The sequence below is a fragment of the Methylomonas montana genome (assembly GCF_030490285.1).
GTDB lineage: Bacteria > Pseudomonadota > Gammaproteobacteria > Methylococcales > Methylomonadaceae > Methylomonas > Methylomonas montana.
Window position 1 is genome coordinate 1,721,788 of record NZ_CP129884.1, and the last position, 21,944, is coordinate 1,743,731.

The following is a 21,944-nucleotide window of genomic DNA, read 5'->3' on the forward strand; positions in this document are numbered from 1 at the left end:
TGCCGCGGTGTTAGTCGTATCCAGACTTAAGGTGCTAGGGACGACAGATTGGGTTTGTTAAGTATATTTGTTTCCTATCTTAAACAGAGATAATCGTGGCGGCGACCCATAGTAAATGCCACGATGTCTTTTGATCATGGTGGATATAGATGTTAGCCTTGCGCAACTTTGCTTGAACCTTACGCAAGAATGACCGACATCATTGTCCCTAGTCTGTATCTGTTGTCCGGCGCCTGTCTTTACGCCGGTATTATTCACTTTTATGCGGGAGTGGTTCGCCGGGATATTCCTCAAATCATGCTCTCTGGCATGGCCGGCATACTATTTCTGTTTGCCATTTCTCATAGTCTCAGCTTGCGTGCCCAAGACCTCAATCAATTCGTGATCGCACTTAAGTGGAGCATGGCATTCACCCTGGTATTTTTCGTGCTGTTAATTTGGTTTATTGCCTTATATACGGAAAAACGCTCGGTTTATTTGTTGGTCGGTCTGTCCGCGCTTGATGTGGCACTGTGCGTGGTTAATTTCCTTCAGCCTTATAGTCTGCAATATGCCCTGGTTACCGGGCTTGAGCAGTTGCGCTTACCCTGGGGAGAGTTGATTACGCTGGCCGATGGTGCCAACAGCGGCTGGTTTTACCTCGCTGTTGCAAGTCTTTTGGTCAGTTGCGCTTATATAGTTTATGCCTTGGGCAGCTGTTACCGAAGTCATCGTAGTGGCGTACATCTGAGCATGATGTTTGGGTTCGGATTTCTAGTGCTTGGTTTGATTCAAGGCGTTCTGGTGAGGTTGTCCATCATTCATTTTGTTCCTTTAGGCTGGTTGGGCTTTCTGAGCTTGATGGTCACGATGAGTCTGGCATTCAGTTATGGAAGTCATCAACGCTTACGCGAGAAAGAAACAAAATTACGTGGTCTTTACGAATTGTCTCCTCTTGGCATTGCATTAACTGACATGCAAGGCCGCTATGTTAACTTTAATGAAGCCTTTCGTCGCATCTGCGGATATTCAGCCGACGAACTCAAGACTCTGGATTACTGGACCCTGACGCCGAAGGAATATGCGCCACAGGAGGCAACGCAACTGGATTTGCTAACCGGTAAAGGATACTACGGGCCTTACGAGAAAGAATACAGACGCAAGGATGGCAGACTGATTCCTATCCGCCTTAACGGTATGCTGATCACCGGTGCCGATGGCCAGCGCTATATCTGGTCTATCGTCGAGGATATCAGTGAGTGGAAACAGGTCCAGAATGCGCTCAGCAAGAGCGAAGAGCGCTATAGACGCATCGTTGAGACCAGTAGTGAAGGTATTTGGTCAATAGATCATGACATTCGGACCACATTTGTTAATCCTGCCATGAGCCAGATGTTGGGGCGCAATCCGGAGGAAATACTGGGCCGTGCCGTGTATGACTTTGTTTTTGAGGAAGATCTGCCCGATATAAAACGCCAGCTAGAACTGCATAAACAAAAAATAAACAGCCAGTATGAACTCCGTTTCCGGCATAAGGATAGCCATATTTGTTGGTTCTCAATCAATAGCACTGCTTTAATGGACGACCAAGGTAATTTTGCCGGTTCGTTTGCCATGTTTACTGATATTACCGAGCGCAAGCGTGCCGAGGATGACATACGCCTTGCCGCACTGGTATATCAAGCCAGCAGTCAGGCAATGATGGTCACCGATGCGGACAACCATATCATTACCGTTAACCCTGCCTTTACTGATGTGACTTGCTATGAGCAAAAAGAAAGCCTTGGCCAAAATCCAAAGATTCTCAGTTCCGGTCGCCACGACAAAGCTTTTTATCAGACCATGTGGGCATCGCTCAACACCACGGGGAAGTGGCAAGGCGAGATATGGAACCGCCGCAAAAATGGGGAAATTTTCCCGGAATGGCTGACCATCAACACCATCTATCAAGCCGATGGTTCTGTCCATCGTCGTGTCGCGTTGTTTTCTGACATTACCAAAGAGAAAGAGAATGAAGACTTGATATGGCGGCAAGCCAACTTCGACATGTTGACCGAGCTGCCCAATCGACGCATGGTTTACGATCGGATGAGCGAGGAAATCAAGAAAATTCGTCGTGATAGGAAGCACCTGGCAGTGCTATTCGTGGATCTTGACCGCTTCAAGGAAGTAAACGACACCCTTGGACATGAGGTGGGCGATATCTTGCTGAAGGAATCGGCTCAACGCATGATGAGCTGCGTACGCGATTCCGATATTATAGGTCGCCTGGGTGGGGATGAGTTCGTCATCATCCTGAATGACCTGGACGATATTAATTGCGTGGGGCAGATTGCCAATAAACTATTAGACAAACTCGCTACGCCTTATCAGTTGGGGATTGAGACGGCCTACATTTCAGCCAGCATCGGCATCTCCATTTATCCCGACGATGCAACCGAAGCCGCCACCTTGCTCAAGAACGCCGACCAGGCCATGTATGCCGCCAAGCGCCAGGGGAGAAATCGCTTTCACTATTACACGCCAGCCATGCAAGAGGCTGCAAACGCCCGCATGCGGCTCACCAATGATATGCATAGTGCGTTGGCGGAAAACCAATTCAAAGTTTATTACCAACCTATCGTAGAAATGGCGACGGGGCGTATTTACAAGGCGGAAGCACTGGTACGTTGGCAACATCCTAGGCTTGGGCTGGTAAGTCCGGCCGACTTTATTCCCATTGCCGAGGACACGGGGCAGATCATCGAGATTGGTAACTGGGTATTTCGTCAGGCAGCCGCACGGTCGGCTGATTTCCGTACGGAATATCACCCGGAATTTCAGATCAGTGTCAACACATCGCCGGTGCAGTTCAAAGCCGATGTTAACCATCAAGCGTCGTGGTTCGACTACTTAAAAGAGCTTGGGTTATCGGGGCACGGCATTGTGGTGGAAATTACCGAAGGTTTGTTAATGGAAACTAGAGACGAAATCAGAAGCCAATTGCTAGCCTTACGGGATAATGGGATGCAGATTGCACTCGACGATTTTGGAACGGGATACTCATCCCTGTCGTATCTGAAGAAATTCGACATTGACTACCTAAAAATCGACCAGTCTTTTGTGCGAAATCTGGTGCCCGACTCCAACGATATGGCGCTATGTGAAGCCATGATCGTGATGGCGCACAAACTGGGAATTAAAGTGATCGCGGAAGGGGTGGAGACTCAGGGGCAGAGTGATTTGCTAAAACAAATCGGTTGCGATTATGGGCAGGGTTATCTATGGTCCAAGCCCGTTCCCGCCGATAAATTTGAGGCCTTGCTTTCGAAAAATCGAATGATGGCTTAGGGTGGGCAGCGTGCTATGGCGTACTAGTCCAGGGTGAGTGACCAATATTCCCACACTATAAAACTCTATTTGAATCGATTTATGCAAGGTATAATCTGAGCTATCTCGGCAGAGAGTGAACGCATAAAAAACCCGCAAGCTATTGGCTTGGCGGGTTTTTTAATGTCCGATAATAGACGAGCTACTGAGCACTGATCATCGGCCTAAAATCAGCGAAGATAACCTTAGGTCGGATATAGGAATGAACGTATAACGAGATTGGCATAAAGGTCTAAAGCCATTATTACCGACGACTATTGAGTGGTCCAAGCGTTGATGAACGACTGTTCTTACCCCATCAATTTCAAAAGCGTTCGGCAGTCGACGCTGTTTGAGGGCAGATCAGCGCGCTCGCATACAACCGATTAACAAGCACGTAGCGTTCAGACCGAATCGGCCATGCCATAGTCTTCTGCAAACATCTGTTTTCCGGGATAATGTTCCAGCAGACTCAGGGATAGGCGCGGATCGGGGGTTTTGGCTAGCGCCGGCGACCAGCCTTTGAAAAAGCCGCATCCGCTATCGTATCGCTAGTCAGGAGTAATAATGTGCAACCCTACAGCCCCATCTTAAGCGTCTACATCGTCTGGCACCCGGATGCGGATACTCTTTGCAGGCCGCTGGCAACTGCGCTGTATGTCTGTCTAAACCGTGATCCTGACAAGCCGTTCGCGCACGGCATCGGTATTCCTGCTTATTTTCGTTGTGCGCCGGAATCGGGCGCTAACCTGCCGTTAGCCATCGATTTAAATGCGGCGGAGCATACGGTGATTTTCGCGTTGGTTGACGATCATATGGTGCTCGACGAAACCTGGGCAAACTATCTGGCTGGGCTGTATTCGCAAGCGCAAGCCAGTACCGGCAAACATTTGCTTGTGCCCGTGGCGTTGACCGGTTCCGGATTTAATCTGCATCCGGACATAGCAAAAATCAATTTTGTGCGTCTGTTTAATCTTGACCCGGCCGCCTTCAAAACCCATCTGATTCACTATGCGGCCCATGCCTTAGCCCGTTTGCTGGAAAACAGCCAAAGAATCACCACGCAGGGCGCCGCACTCAGTCCGTTGCCGATCAAATTATTCATCAGCCATACCAAACGCGAGGCCAACGCCCTACAGTTGGCCGAAGCCTTGAAACAGGCCTTGGACGATACCCAAATGGACCGGTTTTTCGATTCCGTCGATATTGCTGCGGGCCACCACTTTGCCGATGAAATCGAGGGTAATATCGAGAATGCCGCGCTGATCGCAATACGCTCGGATCGTTATAGCGACAGCCCTTGGTGCCGGATGGAAGTGATGACTGCCAAACGCCTGAATCGGCCGATGATCGTGGTCGATATCTTGCGCCATCATGAAGATCGCAGCTTTCCGTATTTAAGCAATGTGCCGGTGATGCGTTTCGAGCCCGACACGTCGTTAACCGCACCGGAAACCCAGAACAAACTGCAAGCCATCATCGATTTTGCGTTGCTGGAAGTATTGCGTTTTATCTATATCAAGCGGCATTTTGAACATTTAAAAACCATGGGCTGGTTGCCGCGGGATGCGCTGATTCTGGCCAGGCCGCCGGAAGAACGCGATCTTAAAAACCAGCCGGCCAAGCAGATCGTCTATCCCGATCCACCCTTGGGTTACGAAGAAAACAGTGAACTGAGTCAATACCAAATTCCGCTATTTACACCGACCACCTTACGCGGCGAACCTTTACAAGGCTTGGCAATCGGCATCTCGATATCCGATACCGATCCCGGCGAATTGCAGGCCTTGGGTTTGAGCGGCGCGCATTTAAAAAATGCCATGGTGGAAATTGCTTGCCATTGCCTGGCGCAGGGCGCGACGCTGATTTACGGCGGCGATTTAAGGCCCAACGGTTTTACCGAAGACCTACTGGAACTGGTTCGTTACCACAACGACGCGCTGAAAAAGCAAATTAAACCGGTTATCAATTATCTGGCCTGGCCATTGATACCGACGCTGGATATGGCCTGGGCCGCACAACACAAGGACGCATTGAAAATCAAGAAAGTCGATGCGCCGGCAGATCTAAAACAAACCGGACTAATCCCCGAAATTCCGCAGGGAGGCGACATAGGCGATATTTCCGCTTATGTTTGGGCTAGATGTTTAACGGCGATGCGCGAACAAATCGTGGCCAATACTCAGGCTCGCATCCTGTTAGGCGGCCGTACCGTCGACTATAAAGGCAAGTATCCCGGCCTGGTTGAAGAAGCGCTGCTAACGCTAAAAGCCAAAAAACCGTTGTTCCTACTCGGCGGTTACGGCGGCGCGGCCCGGATCATCATCCAGGCTTTGCGCGGCGGTAAGCCTCGGCAACTGACCGAGGCTTATCAATGCACCAATCCGGGCTACAAAATATTGCTGGAAGAGTTCAATGGACAGATCAAATCGCAACAACTAGCGCTTGACTCAATCGACTATTCGGCCGTCGTCGAGACGTTTGCCGAAATCGGTATTAGCGGCTTGAATAACGGCCTGAGCGATCAGGAAAACTTGAGATTGTTTGCGACGGTTAATCATGAAGAAGCGATTGGTTTGATTTTGATGGGGCTGGCGAGATTAAAATCGACTATTTGATAGCACAGCCACGCCCATGCTTATGTTCAGCATGGGTCCGTGTCGGCGAAAGCGCCGAGCTGGTTTCGCCTTAATCAAACGCCAGCTCGGTCAAATCCTCCACATGGGCTATGTCAGCCAGGGCTCTGGCGTAGTTTCTCAAATCGATTTGCAGCGCCGCCAGCTCCTGGCGAAACGCCTGGCATTGCTCGCTCTGCTCGAAGGCGCCAGATAGCGCCAGTCTGTGCCACTTGGCGGTGAACGGTCTGACGATCTGATTTAACACGACCACCGCGATTTTGCTGAACTGAATACAGTCGCGGCCGCGTCGGCGGAGGATTTCGCGGGTAATGCCGAACAGCGCATGGACGCTATCAAGTGCAGTTTGTTCGTCGTCGCCGGTATCGATCATCGGTTGGGTAACGACGCGAGTCAGCATTTCCACATACAGTTCCCAAGCCGCGTCTCGGTCGACCTCGCGGGGTTCCCATTCGCTTTCCAGGAAGCCGACGCTGACTTTTAATTTGGTCAGTCCCCAGTTTTCAAACCATTTTTCTAGTTTCATAGCGGTGCCCCAGGTTTGCTGTCAATGCGGCAATTGTAGACTGTTCGCCGAGGATAGGAAGCTTCGACTGTTGAATGACTATTTGTGCTCAGCTTGGTTTCTGGCTGCCAGTCTGGGAATATCCGCACCGATAAACAAAGCCGGATCGACGGTTTCCTTGTTTAAATACACGATCCAATGCAAATGCGGGCCGGTGACGCGGCCGGTGGCGCCGACATCGCCGAGCCGGTCGCCCGCTTTGAGTTGCTGGCCGATTTTTACCGAAATCCGGCTCATGTGCAGGTAAGCGCTGATCAGACCTTGTCCATGGTCCAAAAACACCGTGTTGCCGTTGAAAAAGTAGTTACCGGCGCCGATCACCGTGGCCGCTGCCGGGGCGTTGATCGCGGTGCCGGTGCCGGCGGCTATGTCCAGGCCATTATGCGGTTGGCGGGGGGCTTCGTTGAAAAAACGTTTCAGACCAAACAGGCTGCTGAGTCGGCCATCCACCGGGGCCGTAAACGAGGTGTCGGCATCGCGCTCGCTCCAAGTGTCCTTGATGCGGGCCATTTCGATTTTCTCGGCTTCGATGCGCTTTAAATCCTCGGGCGTCATTTCATCGACCATGCGCTTATTCTGGATAGTCAGCCGTTGTTCCGGATAGGCTTTATCGGCGACATTGAAATCGAGCCGGCTACTGGCGCCATCGCGTTCGATGTCGATGCCATGGCTGCCAAGCGGCGCCGATAACGGGATGCCGACCAGCGCTTGCCATTCGCCGTCGTGTTCGGCCACTAGCACCCGATTACCGTGGTAGAACACTTTCGGCGCCGGTTTCGTGCCATCACCGACCGGCAATATGGCGATGCCGCCGGGTACCAACGAGGCGTCCGGTAACTGGCCGGCTAGGCAAAACCAGGGAAGTAGCCAGAGGCCGATTATTTTATTAATCATGGATAATCTCTTTAATTTGACTGACGATGCGGCCGCTGGCGAAACGGGTGTCGAGCAACTCGTTCTTGGCCAGTTGGCTAATGGATTTGACGATGTGAGCGTTGTCGTGGCGCTGAACGATGGCGTAGCCGCGTTCCAGCGTTGCCAGCGGGCTGACCGCGTGCAGGGTTTGCGCGACCGCGTTTTGTTGGTTTTTCAAAGTCGCCAGCTTGAGTTTTACCGAACGGATCAGCCGTTGCTGAAAATAGTCCAGCTGTTGCCGATAGGCGTGGATTGCGGCCAAAGGCTGGTAGCGGTTCAGGCGTTGATCGTTTAGCGCCAGTTGCTGACGGCTTTGTTGCAAGCGGCCTTGTATCGCCCGATTCAGCCTTTGTTCCAGCTCGTCCAGGCGTTGGGCATTGCGCTGTAGTTTTTCGCCGGGATGCTGGGTTTGCAAGGCTTTATTCAGCCAGGTCAACCGCTGTTGCTGTTGTAACAATAGTCCTTGCATCTGCCGAGTCAGCTGACGCTCGATAGCGGTAAAACGGTTTAGCCAGGCGGTTTGATCCGGTACCGCATATTCGGCGGCTGCCGAGGGCGTCGGCGCGCGCAAGTCGGCGACGAAATCGGCGATGCTGAAATCCACTTCATGGCCGACTGCCGAAATCACCGGAATCCGGCTGGCAGCCACCGCGCGGGCGACGATTTCTTCGTTAAACGCCCATAAATCTTCCAGTGAACCGCCGCCGCGCGCCAGGATGATGACGTCTACCAAAGCCTGTCGATTCGCGCAGGCCAGAGCTGCACTGATTTCGAACTTGGCGTTGTCGCCTTGTACGGCCACCGGGTAAATCAACACCGGTATCGCTGGGAAACGCCGCTTCAAGACGCTGAGAACGTCGTGGATCGCCGCGCCGCTGGCCGAGGTGATCACGCCGATTTGGCAGGGCAGCGCCGGTATCGGCTTCTTGCGGCTTTGTTCGAACAAGCCTTCTTGTAACAGTTTTTGTTTCAAGCGTTCGTAAGCCAGCCGCAACGCGCCGTCGCCGGCTTCTTCCAGTTGTTCCACCACCAATTGGTAGTCGCCACGCGGCTCGTACAAGCTGACCTGAGCGGTGGCGACCACCAGATTGCCGTTGGCTGGTTTAAAACGCAGTCGTTGCTGTTGGCCCTTAAACATCGCGCAGCGGATTTGGGCTTGGGCGTCTTTCAGCGTGAAGTAATAATGGCCGGAGGAGGGCAGGCTGAGATTGGAAATTTCACCTTGCACCTGCACGGTCAGAAAATGGCTGGCCAGCAAGCGTTTGGCTTCGCGGTTGAGTTGGGAAACGCTGTAAATTAATTCGGTAGGGCTCATCAACGGTGGCAGCCGGGTGGTCGGAAATATGCAAAGCCCTATTTTACGGTGGATTGCCGGTATCCGTTGCGGCTTTTATTTGGCCGCGCGTTTTTCAATATCAGCTGAGCTAGAATGGCGATTTAGTGTACGTTTTAGCTTTGGAGAATAAGGAATCTACCCATGCATGAACATCAATTGAGCAACTGGCAGCATCCGCATAATTTCGCCCGGATCAATCGCAGGGGCGAGCGGCGTACCAAATGGGTATTACTGCTGACGTTTGCGACCATGCTGGTGGAAATTGTCGCCGGGATGCAGTTTCACTCGATGGCCTTGCTGGCCGACGGCTGGCACATGGCCACCCATGTGGTGGCGTTCATGATTGCAATCTTTGCTTACCGTTACAGTCGGATCCACGAAGGCGACCAGACTTTTGCGTTTAGTCCGGCCAAGGCCGGGGTATTGGGCGGATTTGCCAGTTCGATCGCGTTGGCGATGGTGGCTTTGGTGATGATCGCCGACTCGGTGGAACGCTTACTGATGCCGGAGCTGATTCGCTTCGACGAGGCGATTTTAGTGGCGCAAGTGGGTTTGCTGATCAATTTGTTAAGTGCGCTGCTGTTGGGAGACCATCACGATCATCATCACGGGCACAATCACCACCATGGTCATGACCATGACCATGACCATGACGAGCATGATCGCCCTCATCACGATCATAACTTGCGAGCGGCGTATCTGCATGTGATGGCCGACGCGTTGACCTCGGTGCTGGCGATTATCGCTTTGGTGGCCGGTAAATATTACGGTTGGGTTTGGCTGGATACCGTGATGGGATTCGTCGGTGCCACCGTGATCCTGATCTGGGCTTTCGGCTTAATTAAGGAAACCAGCCCGGTATTGTTGGATCTGAGTATCGATGGCCAGTATTTACAGGCAATTCAGGCGGCACTGGAGCAAGACGGCGAATGCCGGGTCAGCGACTTGCATGTCTGGCCGATCAGTGCCAATCACTACGCGGCGATCGTGGTTTTAGTCACCCAGCAGCCGAAGTCACCCAGTTATTACAAAACCTTGCTGGCTAATTTCGCGCAGCTCGATCACATTACCGTGGAAGTCAATCGCTGCAACGGCCAAGATTGCGTTGCAGAATAATCGCATCGCTAGCGGCAAATTCGATTCGGCAATCGTAACGCGCCGCTAGCCAGTTAAAAGTTGCCTGGGAAAAAAAGGCGACATGGGTCTGATCGTTTTTGTAATGCCATTTGGCAAACGCTTCGGCGTCTATCACCAGTTTAGTCATGATACCCAGCCAGCCGCCGGGTTTCAGTAAACCAAGCAGCCTGTTGAACTCTTGCTTAGGCTCGCGAAAATGTTCGACGACTTCGGTGCAGACGATGAAGTCGTAATCCTGTTGCAGGTGTTCCGGAAAATCGGCGTAAAACGGGTCGTAGAGCTTGACGCGATGGCCTTGGGCTTTGATTAGCTCGGCTAGTGCCGGGCCGGGGCCGCAGCCGTAATCCAAACCTAGCGCATTGGCCGGTAAACGTTCGAGCAGGGGCCTGGCTAAGCGCGACAGAAATTTAAGATAGCCAGGGTCGTCGATAGCGTTTTGATGCAGGTCGTAAATCGCTTTTTCCTGTGCCAGCGGCAAATGCTGATTGCTGTCGACAAACACTAACAAGCAATTTTCGCAACGGCTGTAATCGCGTCGCCGGTCGCTATGAAAATGGTGGGTATCGGTGGCCGCACAGAGTGGACAAGTGAGGGCTGTCATGATTAATTCAGGCTTTTGCTTGACGGCAGGGACATGCAATGTATAATGCGCGGCTCACTACTGCGGAGCGGTAGTTCAGTTGGTTAGAATACCGGCCTGTCACGCCGGGGGTCGCGGGTTCGAGCCCCGTCCGCTCCGCCATTTCCTTGGTTCCTCGCAGTGCTCTTTTCCACGGTTTCGTTGGAATTAAATCTCTTGCTTCCATTAGTTTGCGGTTTGCCGAAACTGCTGCCAGATCATTTTGAAAGTGACTGTCAAAGTTGGATCGTTAGTGTTTACGCGATCGTCCACGATGGCTGGATTCAACCATCGGCCTTCGTCGATTTCTTCCGCCGCCAAGTTAAACGGTCCGTTATGCCGGCAGCGGTAGACCTGAATGAACTCCATGCCCAATTCGGCGCTAGCCTCCAGTTTGAACAATGGCTCTAGCGCGGCCGATACGTTTAATTCTTCTTGTAACTCGCGCGGCGCGCAGCTGTCGTAGCTTTCGCCGGCGTCAACGTGGCCGGCCGCCGAGCTGTCCCACAGGCCTTTATTCAGGTCTTTTTTCATCGAGCGTTTTTGCAGAAACAACTCGCCCAGATCGTTGAAGACCAGAATATGTACCGCGCGGTGGCGCAGCCCATTGGCGTGAATTTCCCGGCGCGGCCGCTGGGCGATGATTGCATCGTCTGCGTCGACGACATCAAGAAGCTCGTTGTGCATGCTTAACTATCGATTCCTGTGGCAAGGTCGTGTATGGTAGCTGCTTTTAGTGCATGTCGCAGAGTGAATATGGCAAGAAGAAGCGAACATAGTCAGGAACAAATCAGGGAAATGGTGTTGGTCGCGGCGGAAACCATCGTCGTCGAGGATGGTTTTAACGCGTTGACGGTGCGTAAGATCGCGATGGAGATCGGCTATACGGTGGGCAGTATTTACATGGTGTTTGCCAATATGAATGACTTGGCGACCCATGTGAAAGCGCGAACGCTGGACGAGTTGGCCAAACAGTTAAGCGATTGCGCGCCCACTGGTGGTGTCGAACAGCATATTCTGACCTTGGCCGAGACTTATCTAAACTTCGCCGCCCAACATTTCAACCGCTGGCGGATGATTTTTGATGTGCAAAGCGAGGAAGCGCCGCCCGAGTGGTATCAGCAAAAAATCGAGCAACTATTTGCTATCGTCGAAGAATTATTTAAACAGCTGACGCCCAATGGCTCTCCCGAGCAAAGCCGGCTGGCAGCCAGGACGCTATGGAGCGGCGTACACGGCATCTGCATTTTATCGCTGACCGCCAAACCGCAAACCAGCGACGTCGAAGTGTCCAAATTGAGCGTGGATTTATTGGTCAATACCTTCATTCAAGGCTGGAAGGCCGTTCCACTTCAGGCAGATGCCATACCACCAGGAAAGTAGCCGCCATCAGTAACAAACCCAGTCCAATCAACGCGGCAATCGGTGTGACCAGCTGGGCGGCAGCCAGCGTATAAGCGCCGACCGACAACAACATCGCCACATTCTGGAAAAAATTCTGCATCGCTACCGCGCCGCCACTGCCGATACTGTGTTGGCCGATCTCCTGCAACGCGGCATTGATAGGGACGATGAACATGCCGCCGGCCATGCCCATTAGAAACAACACAAAACGCGCCGGCCAAATCGTTTCGGTAAAACTCAGGGCAATGATGAATAGGCTCATCAAATATGCCGGAATTCGCGCTCGCCGCAAATGTTCCAGCGGAATCATCCGCGGTACCAGCACCGAGCCGGCGACGATGCCAAGCGCCAGAAACAGGGTCAGGTTGGCGATGTCGCTGGCGTTGTGAGTCATTAGCACCAACGGCGCCCAGGCGATGATGATGACCCGCACGCTGGCCGCCGCCGCCCAAAACAAGGACGCGCCGAGTACCGCAAACCGCGAGCGCGGCATGGCCAGAAAAGTACTAATTTCCCGGTAAAACAACACGACTTTCGAGCCGGATGGCGGCGTTTTGCGCAAGCCCACCGGCAGGAATAAGGTGGTCGCCGCCGAGATCAAGAACAGGGCTATGGTGGCGATCAAGGCCCAAGCGGTCGAATAATCGGCCAGCTTGGCGCCAACCACCATGCCGGTCAATATCGCCAGTATCGTCGAGCCTTCGATCCAGCTGTTGGCCTTGACCAGGCCGTCATGGCCGGCCAATTCCGGCAGAATCCCGTATTTGGCCGGGCTGTACAAGGCCGCGCCGACCCCGACCAGACAATAAGCCAACAACGGTTCCACCTTTAACAGCAACAAGCCGGCGCCACAGGCCTTGATCAGGTTGGCGACGATCAATACTCGCGATTTCGCGTGGCTATCGGCAACTCCGCCCACCCAGGGTGCCAATACCACGAAGGCCACCAGAAATACGCTCTGCAAAGCCGGCACGTACCAGCTGGCCGGATGCGCTTCCTGCATCACCATCGCAATGACCGTGAACAAAATGGCGTTGTCGGCGAATGCCGACAGAAATTGGGCGACTAGCAGTGGGTAGATGTGTTTGCTCATGGCTGGAAAGGGTTTTGATAAGAAACGATAAGCCTTGCGATGCAACAAGCGGATTGCCTAAGCATCGCGGGCTTAGTGATTAGTAGCACTTAAGCGGGCAGCTCCGCATGGCCTGCCAATAACTCAGCCGCCAATGCCGTTGCGCCGGGATAATCGGTTTTTCCGGTCGCCAATACCGGCAGTTTTTCCAGTACGAACACTTTCTTGGGCAGATTCAGCGCCGCAACGCCGGGCGAGGCTTCCGCCAGTTGTTTGGCCGATGCCGATTTTTGCGTGGTCAACAATACCAATTGTTCGCCTTTTTTGGGGTCGGGTAGACTGACCACGGCATGGTGTGCGTCAGGCCAAGCCTGGATCGCCAATTGTTCGGCCGCCGTCAACGACACCATCTCCCCGCCGATTTTCGCGAATCGTTTGCTGCGGCCCTGGATGTGAATGAAGCCTTCGTCGTCGACATGGACGATGTCGCCGGTGTCGTACCAGCCTTCGCCGTAAGCGGCCGAGCAGGGCGGCACCAGCACGCCGGGATTATCCGGCAGCAGATAGCCCTTCATGATGTTGGGGCCGGCGACATGCAGCTTGCCGGCGCCTTCGATGCCGGGCACCGGTTCCAGATGGTAGAGCATGTCCGGCATGAAGCGGCCGACGCTGCCGGCCTTATAATCCATCGGCGTGTTGACCGAGGTGACCGGCGAGGTTTCGGTGGCGCCATAGCCTTCCAGGATGCGGATGCCGAACTTGTTCAGCCAGGTGGTGCGGGTGTTTTCCTGGAGTTTTTCGGCGCCGGCCACTACATAGCGCATTTTGTAAAAATCGTAAGGATGGGCCTTTTTGGCGTAGGCGGCGAAGAAGGTGTTGGTGCCGAACATGATGGTGGCGCCCACTTCATAAGCCATTTCCGGTATCACAGCATAGTGCAGCGGCGACGGGTAGAAGAAGCTGGTCATACCGTTCAGAATCGGCATCAAGGTGCCGACCGAGAAGCCAAAGGAATGGAACATCGGCAGGAAGTTCAGCACCACATCGCCGGGGCCGAAGTCGATGCGCGACCTGATCTGCTTGTGATTGGCCAGTACGTTAGCATGTGACAGCACGACACCTTTAGGTAAGCCTTCCGAGCCGGAGGTAAACAACACCACGGCCGCGTCGTCGGCCTCGTAAGCATGGCTTTTGTACCAGAGTCCGGCGGTTTTGGCTTGCAACCAGCCGCTCAGTTTGTCGATAGTGGTCAGCGAGGTCGCCAAGTCTTCCAGATAGACCAGCTTGACTTGTTTTGCCAACAATTCCGCATCATGGTCCAGATGTGCCAATTCGATGAATTTGCGAGAGCTCAAGACGATGTTGACTTGTCCGGTCCGGCAGGTTGCAACCATGCCGTTGGCGCCTAGCGAATAATTCAGCATCGCCGGTACGCGTTGATAGAGCTGCAAGCCCAGAATCACGTTCAGAGTCTTGCAGCTATTGGGCAGCAACACGCCTATGTTTTCGCCGGGTTGGGTGATGGCTCTAATCAGCTTGCCGACGATGATGCTGCGGGTAATCAGCGCGTCGTAGCTCAACGGTTTACGCTCCAGGTCTTCGGCGACCGTATAGTTTCCGCCGAGAATGGCGCGTGCTTCCAGTAAGGCCGAGAATATCGTCTGTTGGTAATGACTGGTGGCGAACATCATTTCGGTCATGATGTCGGACAGAATGTGGCCGCTGTGTTTGCGGCGGGCCTTGCCGGTCACGTCGCCGTGGGTTTCGATCAGCGTTGGCGGCAAGATATGAATGGTGATGCGCGGGAACCAGCGCTTGCGCACGACAGCGCCGAGTTTGGAAAAGCGGCTGTATTCCGCGCCGTCGATGCGTACGGGCAATATCGTGGCGCCGGACTTATCGGCGACCATGCCGGGACCATCGTAAATCTTCATCAGCGAACCGGTAACGGTGATGCGGCCTTCCGGGAAAATCACGGTCTTGGTGTCGTTTTGCATATGATGGATCAGCGCTTTTAAAGACAGCGGATGAGTCGGGTCCATCGGAAACACTTTCGATAAGCGCAAGAACGGTCTCAGCCACCAGCGTTCGGAAATTTGGGTGTTGATCGCAAAGGTGATGTCGTCGGGCAAAAACACGCCCAGCAACAGTGGATCCAGAAAAGAAGTGTGATTTGATAGGATCAGCACCCGATCACCGGCCTTGTCGTAATTTTCCAGACCCTTGACTTTGACCCTGAAAGCCAGCGTCAGTAGCCAGCGTAATGCAATTTTTAACATAGAATTCCTCCCGTGCGCGCATATTAACAGACAGTTTGCGATTTGCCGGAGAGCACTATAAACATAAATTAAACTACGTTCAATTATAATTTGTCCAAGTTGGACGGATGGCTGTTTTTGATCAGCTTAGATGATCGTTGGGCGCGGTCGTTGTGCTGGAGGGCTGGTTTGATCGGCGCTGCATGTGTCCGGAGCCAAAACAAAAAAGCCATCTCAGTTGAAGATGGCTTTTTTGTCATTTAGAGTCGACCCTTAAGTATACGTTCGGGCAGCCTCTAAAGCTCAACAAGCGAAACACCTGTGAAAAGGTCGGGTAAAGCGGTATTTTACGAATCGTCGACCGCAAGTGCTAGATTCGCCAATTGCTGCAATGCTTCGCGGTAATCACTTTCGTTATCGGCTCTGATAGTGGCGTGCGCCACTTTACGACCTTTGCGCGGGGTTTTGTCGTATAGATGTAAATGTGAGTTTGGGATGATTAACAATGTCGCATCGTCGGCCAGACCGCCGATGAAGTTGACCATGCCGGTGTAACCGCGCGGCTGGGTAGAACCCAGCGGCAAATCCAGGATCGCCCGCAAATGATTTTCGAATTGGCTGGTCTCGGCGCCTTCTATGCTCCAATGTCCGGAGTTATGCACGCGCGGCGCGAATTCATTGGCCAGTAGCTCGCCGTTCAGGTCAAATAATTCCAAAGCAATCACGCCGACGTAATCGAGCTTTTCCAGCAACAGGCTGACGTAATTTTCCGCGATAGCTTGTTCCGCATCGTTAGCGCAACATTCGGCCACGCGCAGAATGCCGCCGCGATGTTGGTTTTCCGATAAAGGGTAATAAGCGATTTCGCCGGATGGGCTGCGAGCGGCGATGATCGATACTTCGCGCTGAAACGGCACGAAGCCTTCGACAATAGACGCTGCGCCTTGCATGCTTTGCCAGGCCGTTTCCAGCGCCTCGGCCGATTTTAAAACCACTTGGCCCTTGCCGTCGTAACCCATCCGCCGGCTTTTGAGAATCGCCGGATAGCCGATTTCGCTCATCGCTTGCTGCAGGTCCGCCAAACTATCGATGGCTGCGAACGGCGCAGTGCGGATGCCTAAATCTTTGAAGAAATTTTTTTCCAGCAGTCTATCCTGGGCGACAGCCAATGCACCGGCCGGCGGATAGACTTTGGTATGACTGGATAAAAACTCGGCAACATGAGCCGGTACGTTTTCAAATTCGTAAGTCACGATGTCGGCTTTTTCGGCCAGTTCCGCCAACAAATCCGGATCGTCGTAAGCGCCCAATAAATGTTCGCTCAAACCGGCGGCGCCGGCATTGACGTCAGGATCGAGCACGATGAATTTCAATCCCAGCGGATAACCGGCCAGAGCGATCATTCTGGCGAGTTGGCCGCCACCCAAAATGCCTATTTTCATCCGGCCACCTGTCTTGGATCGGGGGTGGCGATCACACTGTCGGTTTGCTGTTGACGATAGGCATCCAGCGCCGGACGGTATTGCGGATGTTTATTGCTGACAATCGCTGCGGCCAGCAGTGCGGCATTGATGGCGCCGGCCTTGCCGATCGCCAGCGTACCGACCGGAATGCCGGCCGGCATTTGCACGATGGATAATAAAGAGTCCATGCCGTTCAAGGCTTTTGACTGCACGGGTACGCCCAATACCGGTAATGCGGTCTTGGCGGCGGTCATGCCGGGCAAATGCGCGGCGCCGCCGGCACCGGCGATGATCACTTCCAGACCCTTGCCTTCGGCGGTTTCCGCATATTGAAACAGCTTGTCGGGGGTACGGTGCGCCGATACCACTTCCACTTCATGCGGAATTTCAAGATGTTCTAGGGTTTGCGCTGCATGTTGCATGGTTTCCCAATCGGATGTGGAACCCATGATGATGCCTATCAATGCGGTCATGCAAAATCTCCGGTATCTGCAATAAATCAAAACGGGCTGGATTATCGCATAAATGTTCGGTTTTTCTCTGTCGGCAAGTTGGGAACAAGACCGGGCTTAGTGATAAGATAGCGCCCCTCGTAATGTTTCAGCCTAAGGATGGATGAATGAACCACTCGCAACACGCTTCGCTGCAGGCCAGTGAATTATCGTGTTTCCGCGATGAGCGCTTGTTGTTTTCCGATTTGAATTTCGGGCTGCATGCTGGCGAGACCTTGCTGCTGGAAGGCGCCAATGGCAGCGGCAAGACCTCGTTGTTGCGTATCCTGTGCGGATTTAGAGCAGCCGATGCCGGCGAGATATATTGGTGTGGCAGCAAAATCGCCGATAGCAGTTATTACAACGACATGGCTTATGTCGGTCATGCCGACGGTACCAAGAAGGAATTGACGGTGCTGGAAAATCTGAAATTCGCGCTGGCCTTGGGCAGCGCCGGCAAATACGACATCGAGCAGGCTTTGGATAAGGTGCAATTGGCCGGGTTTGACGACAATCCGGTGCATACCTTGTCCGCCGGGCAAAAGCGACGACTATCGCTGGCGCGCTTGTTGATTACCCATAACTTGCTGTGGATACTCGACGAACCGTTTACCTCGCTGGATAGACAAGGCATCAAATTGATAGAATCGCTAATGGCCGAGCACATCGAGCACGGCGGCATGGCGGTTTTGACCTCCCATCACGATTTAAGCATGGCCGATCTCAATCTGAAACGCATCCATCTGCAAGCATGCCAATAATCCAGGCTTTCTGGGCGATCATTCGCCGCGATTTGTTGCTGGCGTTTCGGCGCCGCGCCGAAATGGCCAATCCGCTGTTTTTTTTCGTGCTGGTAGTGACCTTGTTCCCGCTGGCCGTCGGCGCGCAACCTAATCTGTTGCGGGCGATGGCGCCGGGCGTGATCTGGGTGTCCGCGTTATTGGCGGCCTTGTTATCCTTGGATAGTTTATTCCGTAGCGATTTCGAGGACGGTTCGTTGGAGCAAATGCTGCTCAGTCCGCATGCCTTATCGGTATTGGTGTTGGGCAAGATCATCGCTCACTGGCTAGTGACTGGCCTGCCATTGTTGTTAGTCGCACCCCTGCTGGCGATGTTTTTAGGGCTGCCCGAACAAGCGATGGGAACTTTGTGGCTGACATTGATCTTAGCTACTCCGCTGCTGAGCCTGATCGGCGCCATCGGCGTGGCATTGACGGTCGGTTTGCGCCGGGGCGGCATGTTGTTGTCCTTATTGGTATTGCCTTTGTATGTACCGGTGTTGATCTTTGCTAGTGGAGCTGTCGATAGGGCTGCCAGCGGCTTGCCGGTCGGCGCCCAACTGTATATTTTATTGGCCATGTTGTTGTCGGCACTGGTATTGGTACCGTTGCCGACGGCGGCCGCGTTAAAAATGAGTGTTAATTGATGTCTTGGATACCTGCACCGGTTAGCCGGTTTTTTCATCGTACTTCGTCGCCGCCACATTTTTATGCATTGGCGGATCGGTTTATTCCCTGGTTGACGATTATTTTTTTGATTTTGTTGGTTTCCGGCCTTTATCTGGGCTTATATCAGGCACCGACCGATTATCAGCAAGGCGACAGTTACCGGATCATTTATATCCATGTGCCGGCGGCCTGGATGTCCTTGTTCATTTACGTGCTGATGGCGGTGATGGGTGGCATAGCGCTGGTCTGGCGCATGAAACTGGCGGAAGTGATGCTGATCGGCAGCGCGCCTATCGGCGCCGGCTTTACCTTCGTGGCCCTGGTGACCGGCTCCTTGTGGGGCAAGCCAATGTGGGGTACCTGGTGGGTGTGGGATGCGCGCTTGACCTTCGAGTTGATCCTGTTGTTTCAGTATCTGGGGGTCATCAGTTTGTACGGCGCGATCGAAGACAAACGCTCGGCGGCGCGCGCGGTGTCGATATTGGCATTGGTTGGGGTGGTCAATGTACCCATCATCCATTATTCGGTGGAATGGTGGAACACGCTGCATCAAGGTCCGACCGTCAGCAAGATGGATAAGCCTTCCATTCACCTCAGTATGCTGGTGCCATTGTTGCTGATGGCGGTGGCTTTCAAATTTTATTACCTGATCGCGGTATTGCAGGCTGCGAAACTGGAATTATTGAAGCGCGAAACAAGCTCGCAATGGGTTAAAGCGCTGCTGGAGAAACAGGCATGAGCTGGGAAAGCTTTTTATACATGGGCGGCTACGCCATCTACGTCTGGCCGGCTTACGGTGTGACCGCACTGGTATTGGTCGTCAACATCGTTTGGCCGGTGCTGCAACGCAAGCAGCTGCTGCGACAACTCACTATTAAACAAAAACGCACGCAAGCACGATGAAACCGATACGAAAACAGCGTTTGATATTGATCGTTTTAATGTTGGTGGTGCTGGGATTGGCCGCGACGTTTGCGTTAAAAGCCTTTAACGAAAATCTGATGTATTTTTTCTCCACCAGCGATGTGGCGGCCGGTAAGGCGCCGAATAACGCGGTGTTTCGTTTGGGTGGTATGGTCGTCAAAGGCAGCGTGGAACGGCCGAATGCCGATTTATTGGTGCGTTTTAAACTTAGCGATTTCGAAAAGGAAGTGACGGTGGAATATTCAGGCATCTTGCCGGATTTGTTTAGGGAAGGGCAGGGCATCGTCGCCAAAGGCCAATTGGACAGCCGAGGCGTGTTCGTCGCCGAAGAAGTGCTGGCCAAACACGATGAAAACTACATGCCGCCGGAAGTGGCCGGCAGCCTGAAAAAACCGGCGGCGCAACCATGATCCCGGAAATCGGTCATTTTGCATTGATCCTGGCCTTGTGCATGGCAGTAGTACAAGGCGTGTTGCCTATCATCGGCGCTGGAAAAGCTATCACCGGTTGGGTGCATGTCGCCAAACCCGCCGCGTTTGGGCAGTTGTTGTTCATGGCCTTAGCTTATGGTTGCTTGACCGCCAGTTTCATCAGCCACGATTTTTCGGTGGCGTATGTCGCGCAAAATTCCAATACCGCCTTGCCGTTGATTTACCTGATTTCCGGGGTGTGGGGCGCGCACGAAGGTTCCTTATTGCTGTGGGCGTTGACTTTATCGATCTGGACCGGCTTGGTCGCTGCGTTTAGCGGGCATATCCCCGATGCCACCCGCGCTCGCGTGTTGGGGGTAATGGGTTTGGTCAGCATCGGCTTTATCCTGTTTTTATTGCTGACTTCCAATCCGTTTGAACGCTTGTTTCCGTACCCGCCCGAAGGCCGCGACTTGAATCCCTTATTGCAAGATCCAGGCTTGGCGATTCACCCGCCGATGCTGTACATGGGTTATGTTGGTTTCTCGGTGGCGTTTGCATTTTCCATCGCGGCGTTGCTGGAAGGACGGCTGGACGCGGCCTGGGCGCGCTGGTCGCGGCCCTGGACCAATATCGCCTGGATGTTTTTGACGCTGGGAATCACGCTGGGCAGTTGGTGGGCCTATTACGAACTGGGCTGGGGTGGCTGGTGGTTCTGGGACCCGGTCGAAAACGCCTCGTTCATGCCTTGGTTGGTCAGCACTGCGTTGATACACTCGCTGGCAGCCACCGAAAAACGTGGTGTGTTCAAAACCTGGACGGTGTTGCTGGCGATTTTCGCGTTTTCCTTGAGTTTGCTCGGCACCTTCCTGGTCCGTTCCGGGGTATTGACTTCGGTACATGCCTTCGCCAGCGATCCTTCCCGTGGTCTGTTTATATTGATATTCCTGGCCGTAGTGGTCGGCGGCTCACTGCTGCTGTACGCGATTCGCGCACCGCAGGTGAAAAGCCACGCGCGTTTCGAGTTGGTGTCGCGGGAATCGGTATTGTTGGTCAACAATGTGTTGCTGGTGGTTACCGCCGCCAGCATCTTGCTGGGTACCTTGTATCCGCTGGTGGTCGATGCGCTGGGATTGGGCAAATTGTCGGTCGGCCCACCGTATTTCAATGCGGTGTTCATTCCGTTGATGGCGCCGCTAGCGCTGGTGGTCGGGCTTGGTGTTTTGATGCGCTGGAAAAGTGACGATCTGAAGGCTTTAGGCATACGGGTACGTTGGCTGATTGCAGCTTCTGTGGGTCTGGCGTTATTGACGCCGTTACTGATGCCGTTTTATTCCTGGGGTGCGGCCTTGGGTACTGGTTTGGCTTTATGGACCTTGGCCATCACCGGCCTGGCTTTCAAACAACGCCTGCAAAGCTGGTCCTGGCAGCGTCTGCGACAAATTCCTGCCGGCTTTTACGGCATGACTTTGGCGCATTTCGGTATCGCGGTGTTCGTGATCGGTATTACTTTTACCTCGGTGTATAGCATCGAACGCGACGTGCGCTTGGCGCCGGAAGAAACCTTGGATTTATTCGGTTATGTGTTCCAGTTTCATGGCGTGAAAAGCACCGAAGGGCCGAATTACCGCGCCGAGCAGGGTTATCTAACCGTCAGCCACGACGGTATAACCGTCGCCGAGCTATCTCCGCAAAAACGGGTTTATCGGGTGCAAACCATGCCGATGACCGAGGCAGCCATCGACGCCGGCGTGTTCCGCGATCTGTTCGTGGCCTTGGGCGAACCCTTGGGTGAGCAGGGCGCCTGGAGTTTGCGAGTCTATTACAAAGCCTTCATCCGCTGGATCTGGATGGGCGGGGTGTTCATGGCCTTGGGTGGCCTGATTGCCGCCAGCGACCGCCGCTATCGTTTGCTTAACAAACCCATTTCGTAACGTTA

19 protein-coding genes and 1 tRNA gene are annotated in these 21,944 nt (G+C 53.5%); 11 read left to right on the top strand and 9 right to left on the bottom strand.

Features of this window, described 5'->3' with window-relative positions; all coding sequences use genetic code 11:
• Positions 1-189 precede the first annotated feature (189 nt).
• Both QZJ86_RS08070 and QZJ86_RS08075 read left to right on the top strand, forming a co-directional pair.
• Entirely contained in the window at positions 190-3,309 is a 3,120-nt protein-coding gene (locus QZJ86_RS08070; RefSeq protein WP_301937986.1) for a sensor domain-containing protein, read from the top strand.
• Positions 3,310-3,896: 587 nt separating this feature from the next.
• The gene (locus QZJ86_RS08075; protein ID WP_301937988.1) at positions 3,897-5,945 is read left to right on the top strand and encodes a TIR domain-containing protein; all 2,049 of its coding nucleotides are present in this window, start codon (positions 3,897-3,899) and stop codon (positions 5,943-5,945) included.
• Positions 5,946-6,015: 70 nt separating this feature from the next.
• Here the strand turns inward: QZJ86_RS08075 and QZJ86_RS08080 are convergent, their stop codons facing one another.
• The 3 genes from QZJ86_RS08080 to xseA form a co-directional block, all read right to left on the bottom strand.
• Positions 6,016-6,489: a hypothetical protein gene (locus QZJ86_RS08080; protein ID WP_301937990.1), complete on the bottom strand. Its 474-nt coding sequence runs from the start codon at positions 6,487-6,489 to the stop codon at positions 6,016-6,018.
• Positions 6,490-6,567: 78 nt separating this feature from the next.
• The gene (locus QZJ86_RS08085) at positions 6,568-7,422 is read right to left on the bottom strand and encodes a peptidoglycan DD-metalloendopeptidase family protein (protein WP_301937992.1); all 855 of its coding nucleotides are present in this window, start codon (positions 7,420-7,422) and stop codon (positions 6,568-6,570) included.
• On the bottom strand, positions 7,415-8,758 hold the full coding sequence (gene xseA, locus QZJ86_RS08090; protein WP_301937995.1) for an exodeoxyribonuclease VII large subunit: 1,344 nt from the start codon (positions 8,756-8,758) through the stop codon (positions 7,415-7,417). Before xseA ends, QZJ86_RS08085 begins: the two co-directional genes overlap by 8 nt.
• Positions 8,759-8,920: 162 nt before the next feature.
• On the opposite strand from xseA, the gene dmeF reads away from it, so the two are divergent.
• Entirely contained in the window at positions 8,921-9,895 is a 975-nt protein-coding gene (gene dmeF, locus QZJ86_RS08095) for a CDF family Co(II)/Ni(II) efflux transporter DmeF (protein ID WP_301937996.1), read from the top strand.
• Here dmeF and QZJ86_RS08100 read toward each other — a convergent pair.
• Positions 9,858-10,517: a class I SAM-dependent methyltransferase gene (locus QZJ86_RS08100; protein ID WP_301937999.1), complete on the bottom strand. Its 660-nt coding sequence runs from the start codon at positions 10,515-10,517 to the stop codon at positions 9,858-9,860. The two genes, dmeF and QZJ86_RS08100, sit on opposite strands and share 38 nt — an antisense overlap.
• 64 nt (positions 10,518-10,581) lie before the next feature.
• On the opposite strand from QZJ86_RS08100, the gene QZJ86_RS08105 reads away from it, so the two are divergent.
• Positions 10,582-10,658, top strand: a tRNA-Asp gene (locus QZJ86_RS08105).
• Positions 10,659-10,721: 63 nt separating this feature from the next.
• On the opposite strand, the gene QZJ86_RS08110 is transcribed toward QZJ86_RS08105, so the two are convergent.
• Complete coding sequence (locus QZJ86_RS08110) at positions 10,722-11,222, bottom strand: NUDIX hydrolase (protein ID WP_301938001.1); 501 nt, start codon at positions 11,220-11,222, stop codon at positions 10,722-10,724.
• Between the two features lie 69 nt (positions 11,223-11,291).
• Between QZJ86_RS08110 and QZJ86_RS08115 the strand changes: the two genes are divergently transcribed.
• On the top strand, positions 11,292-11,918 hold the full coding sequence (locus QZJ86_RS08115) for a TetR/AcrR family transcriptional regulator (protein WP_301938005.1): 627 nt from the start codon (positions 11,292-11,294) through the stop codon (positions 11,916-11,918).
• Here QZJ86_RS08115 and lplT read toward each other — a convergent pair.
• The 4 genes from lplT to purE form a co-directional block, all read right to left on the bottom strand.
• Positions 11,860-13,032 (bottom strand): lysophospholipid transporter LplT, encoded by a 1,173-nt coding sequence (lplT, locus tag QZJ86_RS08120; protein ID WP_301938007.1) that lies wholly within the window; start codon positions 13,030-13,032, stop codon positions 11,860-11,862. The genes QZJ86_RS08115 and lplT overlap by 59 nt on opposite strands.
• 89 nt (positions 13,033-13,121) lie before the next feature.
• On the bottom strand, positions 13,122-15,290 hold the full coding sequence (locus QZJ86_RS08125) for an AMP-binding protein (RefSeq protein ID WP_301938010.1): 2,169 nt from the start codon (positions 15,288-15,290) through the stop codon (positions 13,122-13,124).
• A gap of 326 nt (positions 15,291-15,616) precedes the next feature.
• Positions 15,617-16,711, bottom strand: coding sequence for a 5-(carboxyamino)imidazole ribonucleotide synthase (locus QZJ86_RS08130; protein ID WP_301938012.1), 1,095 nt, complete (start codon positions 16,709-16,711; stop codon positions 15,617-15,619).
• Complete coding sequence (gene purE / locus QZJ86_RS08135) at positions 16,708-17,205, bottom strand: 5-(carboxyamino)imidazole ribonucleotide mutase (protein WP_301938014.1); 498 nt, start codon at positions 17,203-17,205, stop codon at positions 16,708-16,710. Before purE ends, QZJ86_RS08130 begins: the two co-directional genes overlap by 4 nt.
• Positions 17,206-17,351: 146 nt before the next feature.
• Here purE and ccmA point away from each other — a divergent pair, with 146 nt between their 5' ends.
• The 6 genes from ccmA to QZJ86_RS08165 are packed head-to-tail and all read left to right on the top strand — an operon-like array spanning position 17,352 to position 21,939.
• Positions 17,352-17,984, top strand: a complete 633-nt coding sequence (gene ccmA / locus QZJ86_RS08140; RefSeq protein ID WP_301938016.1) for a cytochrome c biogenesis heme-transporting ATPase CcmA — start codon at positions 17,352-17,354, stop codon at positions 17,982-17,984.
• Positions 17,975-18,649, top strand: coding sequence for a heme exporter protein CcmB (ccmB, locus tag QZJ86_RS08145; protein ID WP_301938018.1), 675 nt, complete (start codon positions 17,975-17,977; stop codon positions 18,647-18,649). Before ccmA ends, ccmB begins: the two co-directional genes overlap by 10 nt.
• Positions 18,649-19,410 (top strand): heme ABC transporter permease, encoded by a 762-nt coding sequence (locus QZJ86_RS08150; protein WP_301938020.1) that lies wholly within the window; start codon positions 18,649-18,651, stop codon positions 19,408-19,410. The genes ccmB and QZJ86_RS08150 overlap by 1 nt, the downstream gene beginning before the upstream one ends.
• Positions 19,407-19,574 carry a heme exporter protein CcmD gene (gene ccmD, locus QZJ86_RS08155; RefSeq protein WP_301938022.1) on the top strand — a complete coding sequence of 56 codons (168 nt, stop codon included), beginning with the start codon at positions 19,407-19,409 and terminating at the stop codon, positions 19,572-19,574. Before QZJ86_RS08150 ends, ccmD begins: the two co-directional genes overlap by 4 nt.
• The gene (ccmE, locus tag QZJ86_RS08160) at positions 19,571-20,005 is read left to right on the top strand and encodes a cytochrome c maturation protein CcmE (RefSeq protein ID WP_301938023.1); all 435 of its coding nucleotides are present in this window, start codon (positions 19,571-19,573) and stop codon (positions 20,003-20,005) included. Before ccmD ends, ccmE begins: the two co-directional genes overlap by 4 nt.
• Positions 20,002-21,939 (top strand): heme lyase CcmF/NrfE family subunit, encoded by a 1,938-nt coding sequence (locus tag QZJ86_RS08165; protein ID WP_301938025.1) that lies wholly within the window; start codon positions 20,002-20,004, stop codon positions 21,937-21,939. Before ccmE ends, QZJ86_RS08165 begins: the two co-directional genes overlap by 4 nt.
• Positions 21,940-21,944: the final 5 nt, after the last annotated feature.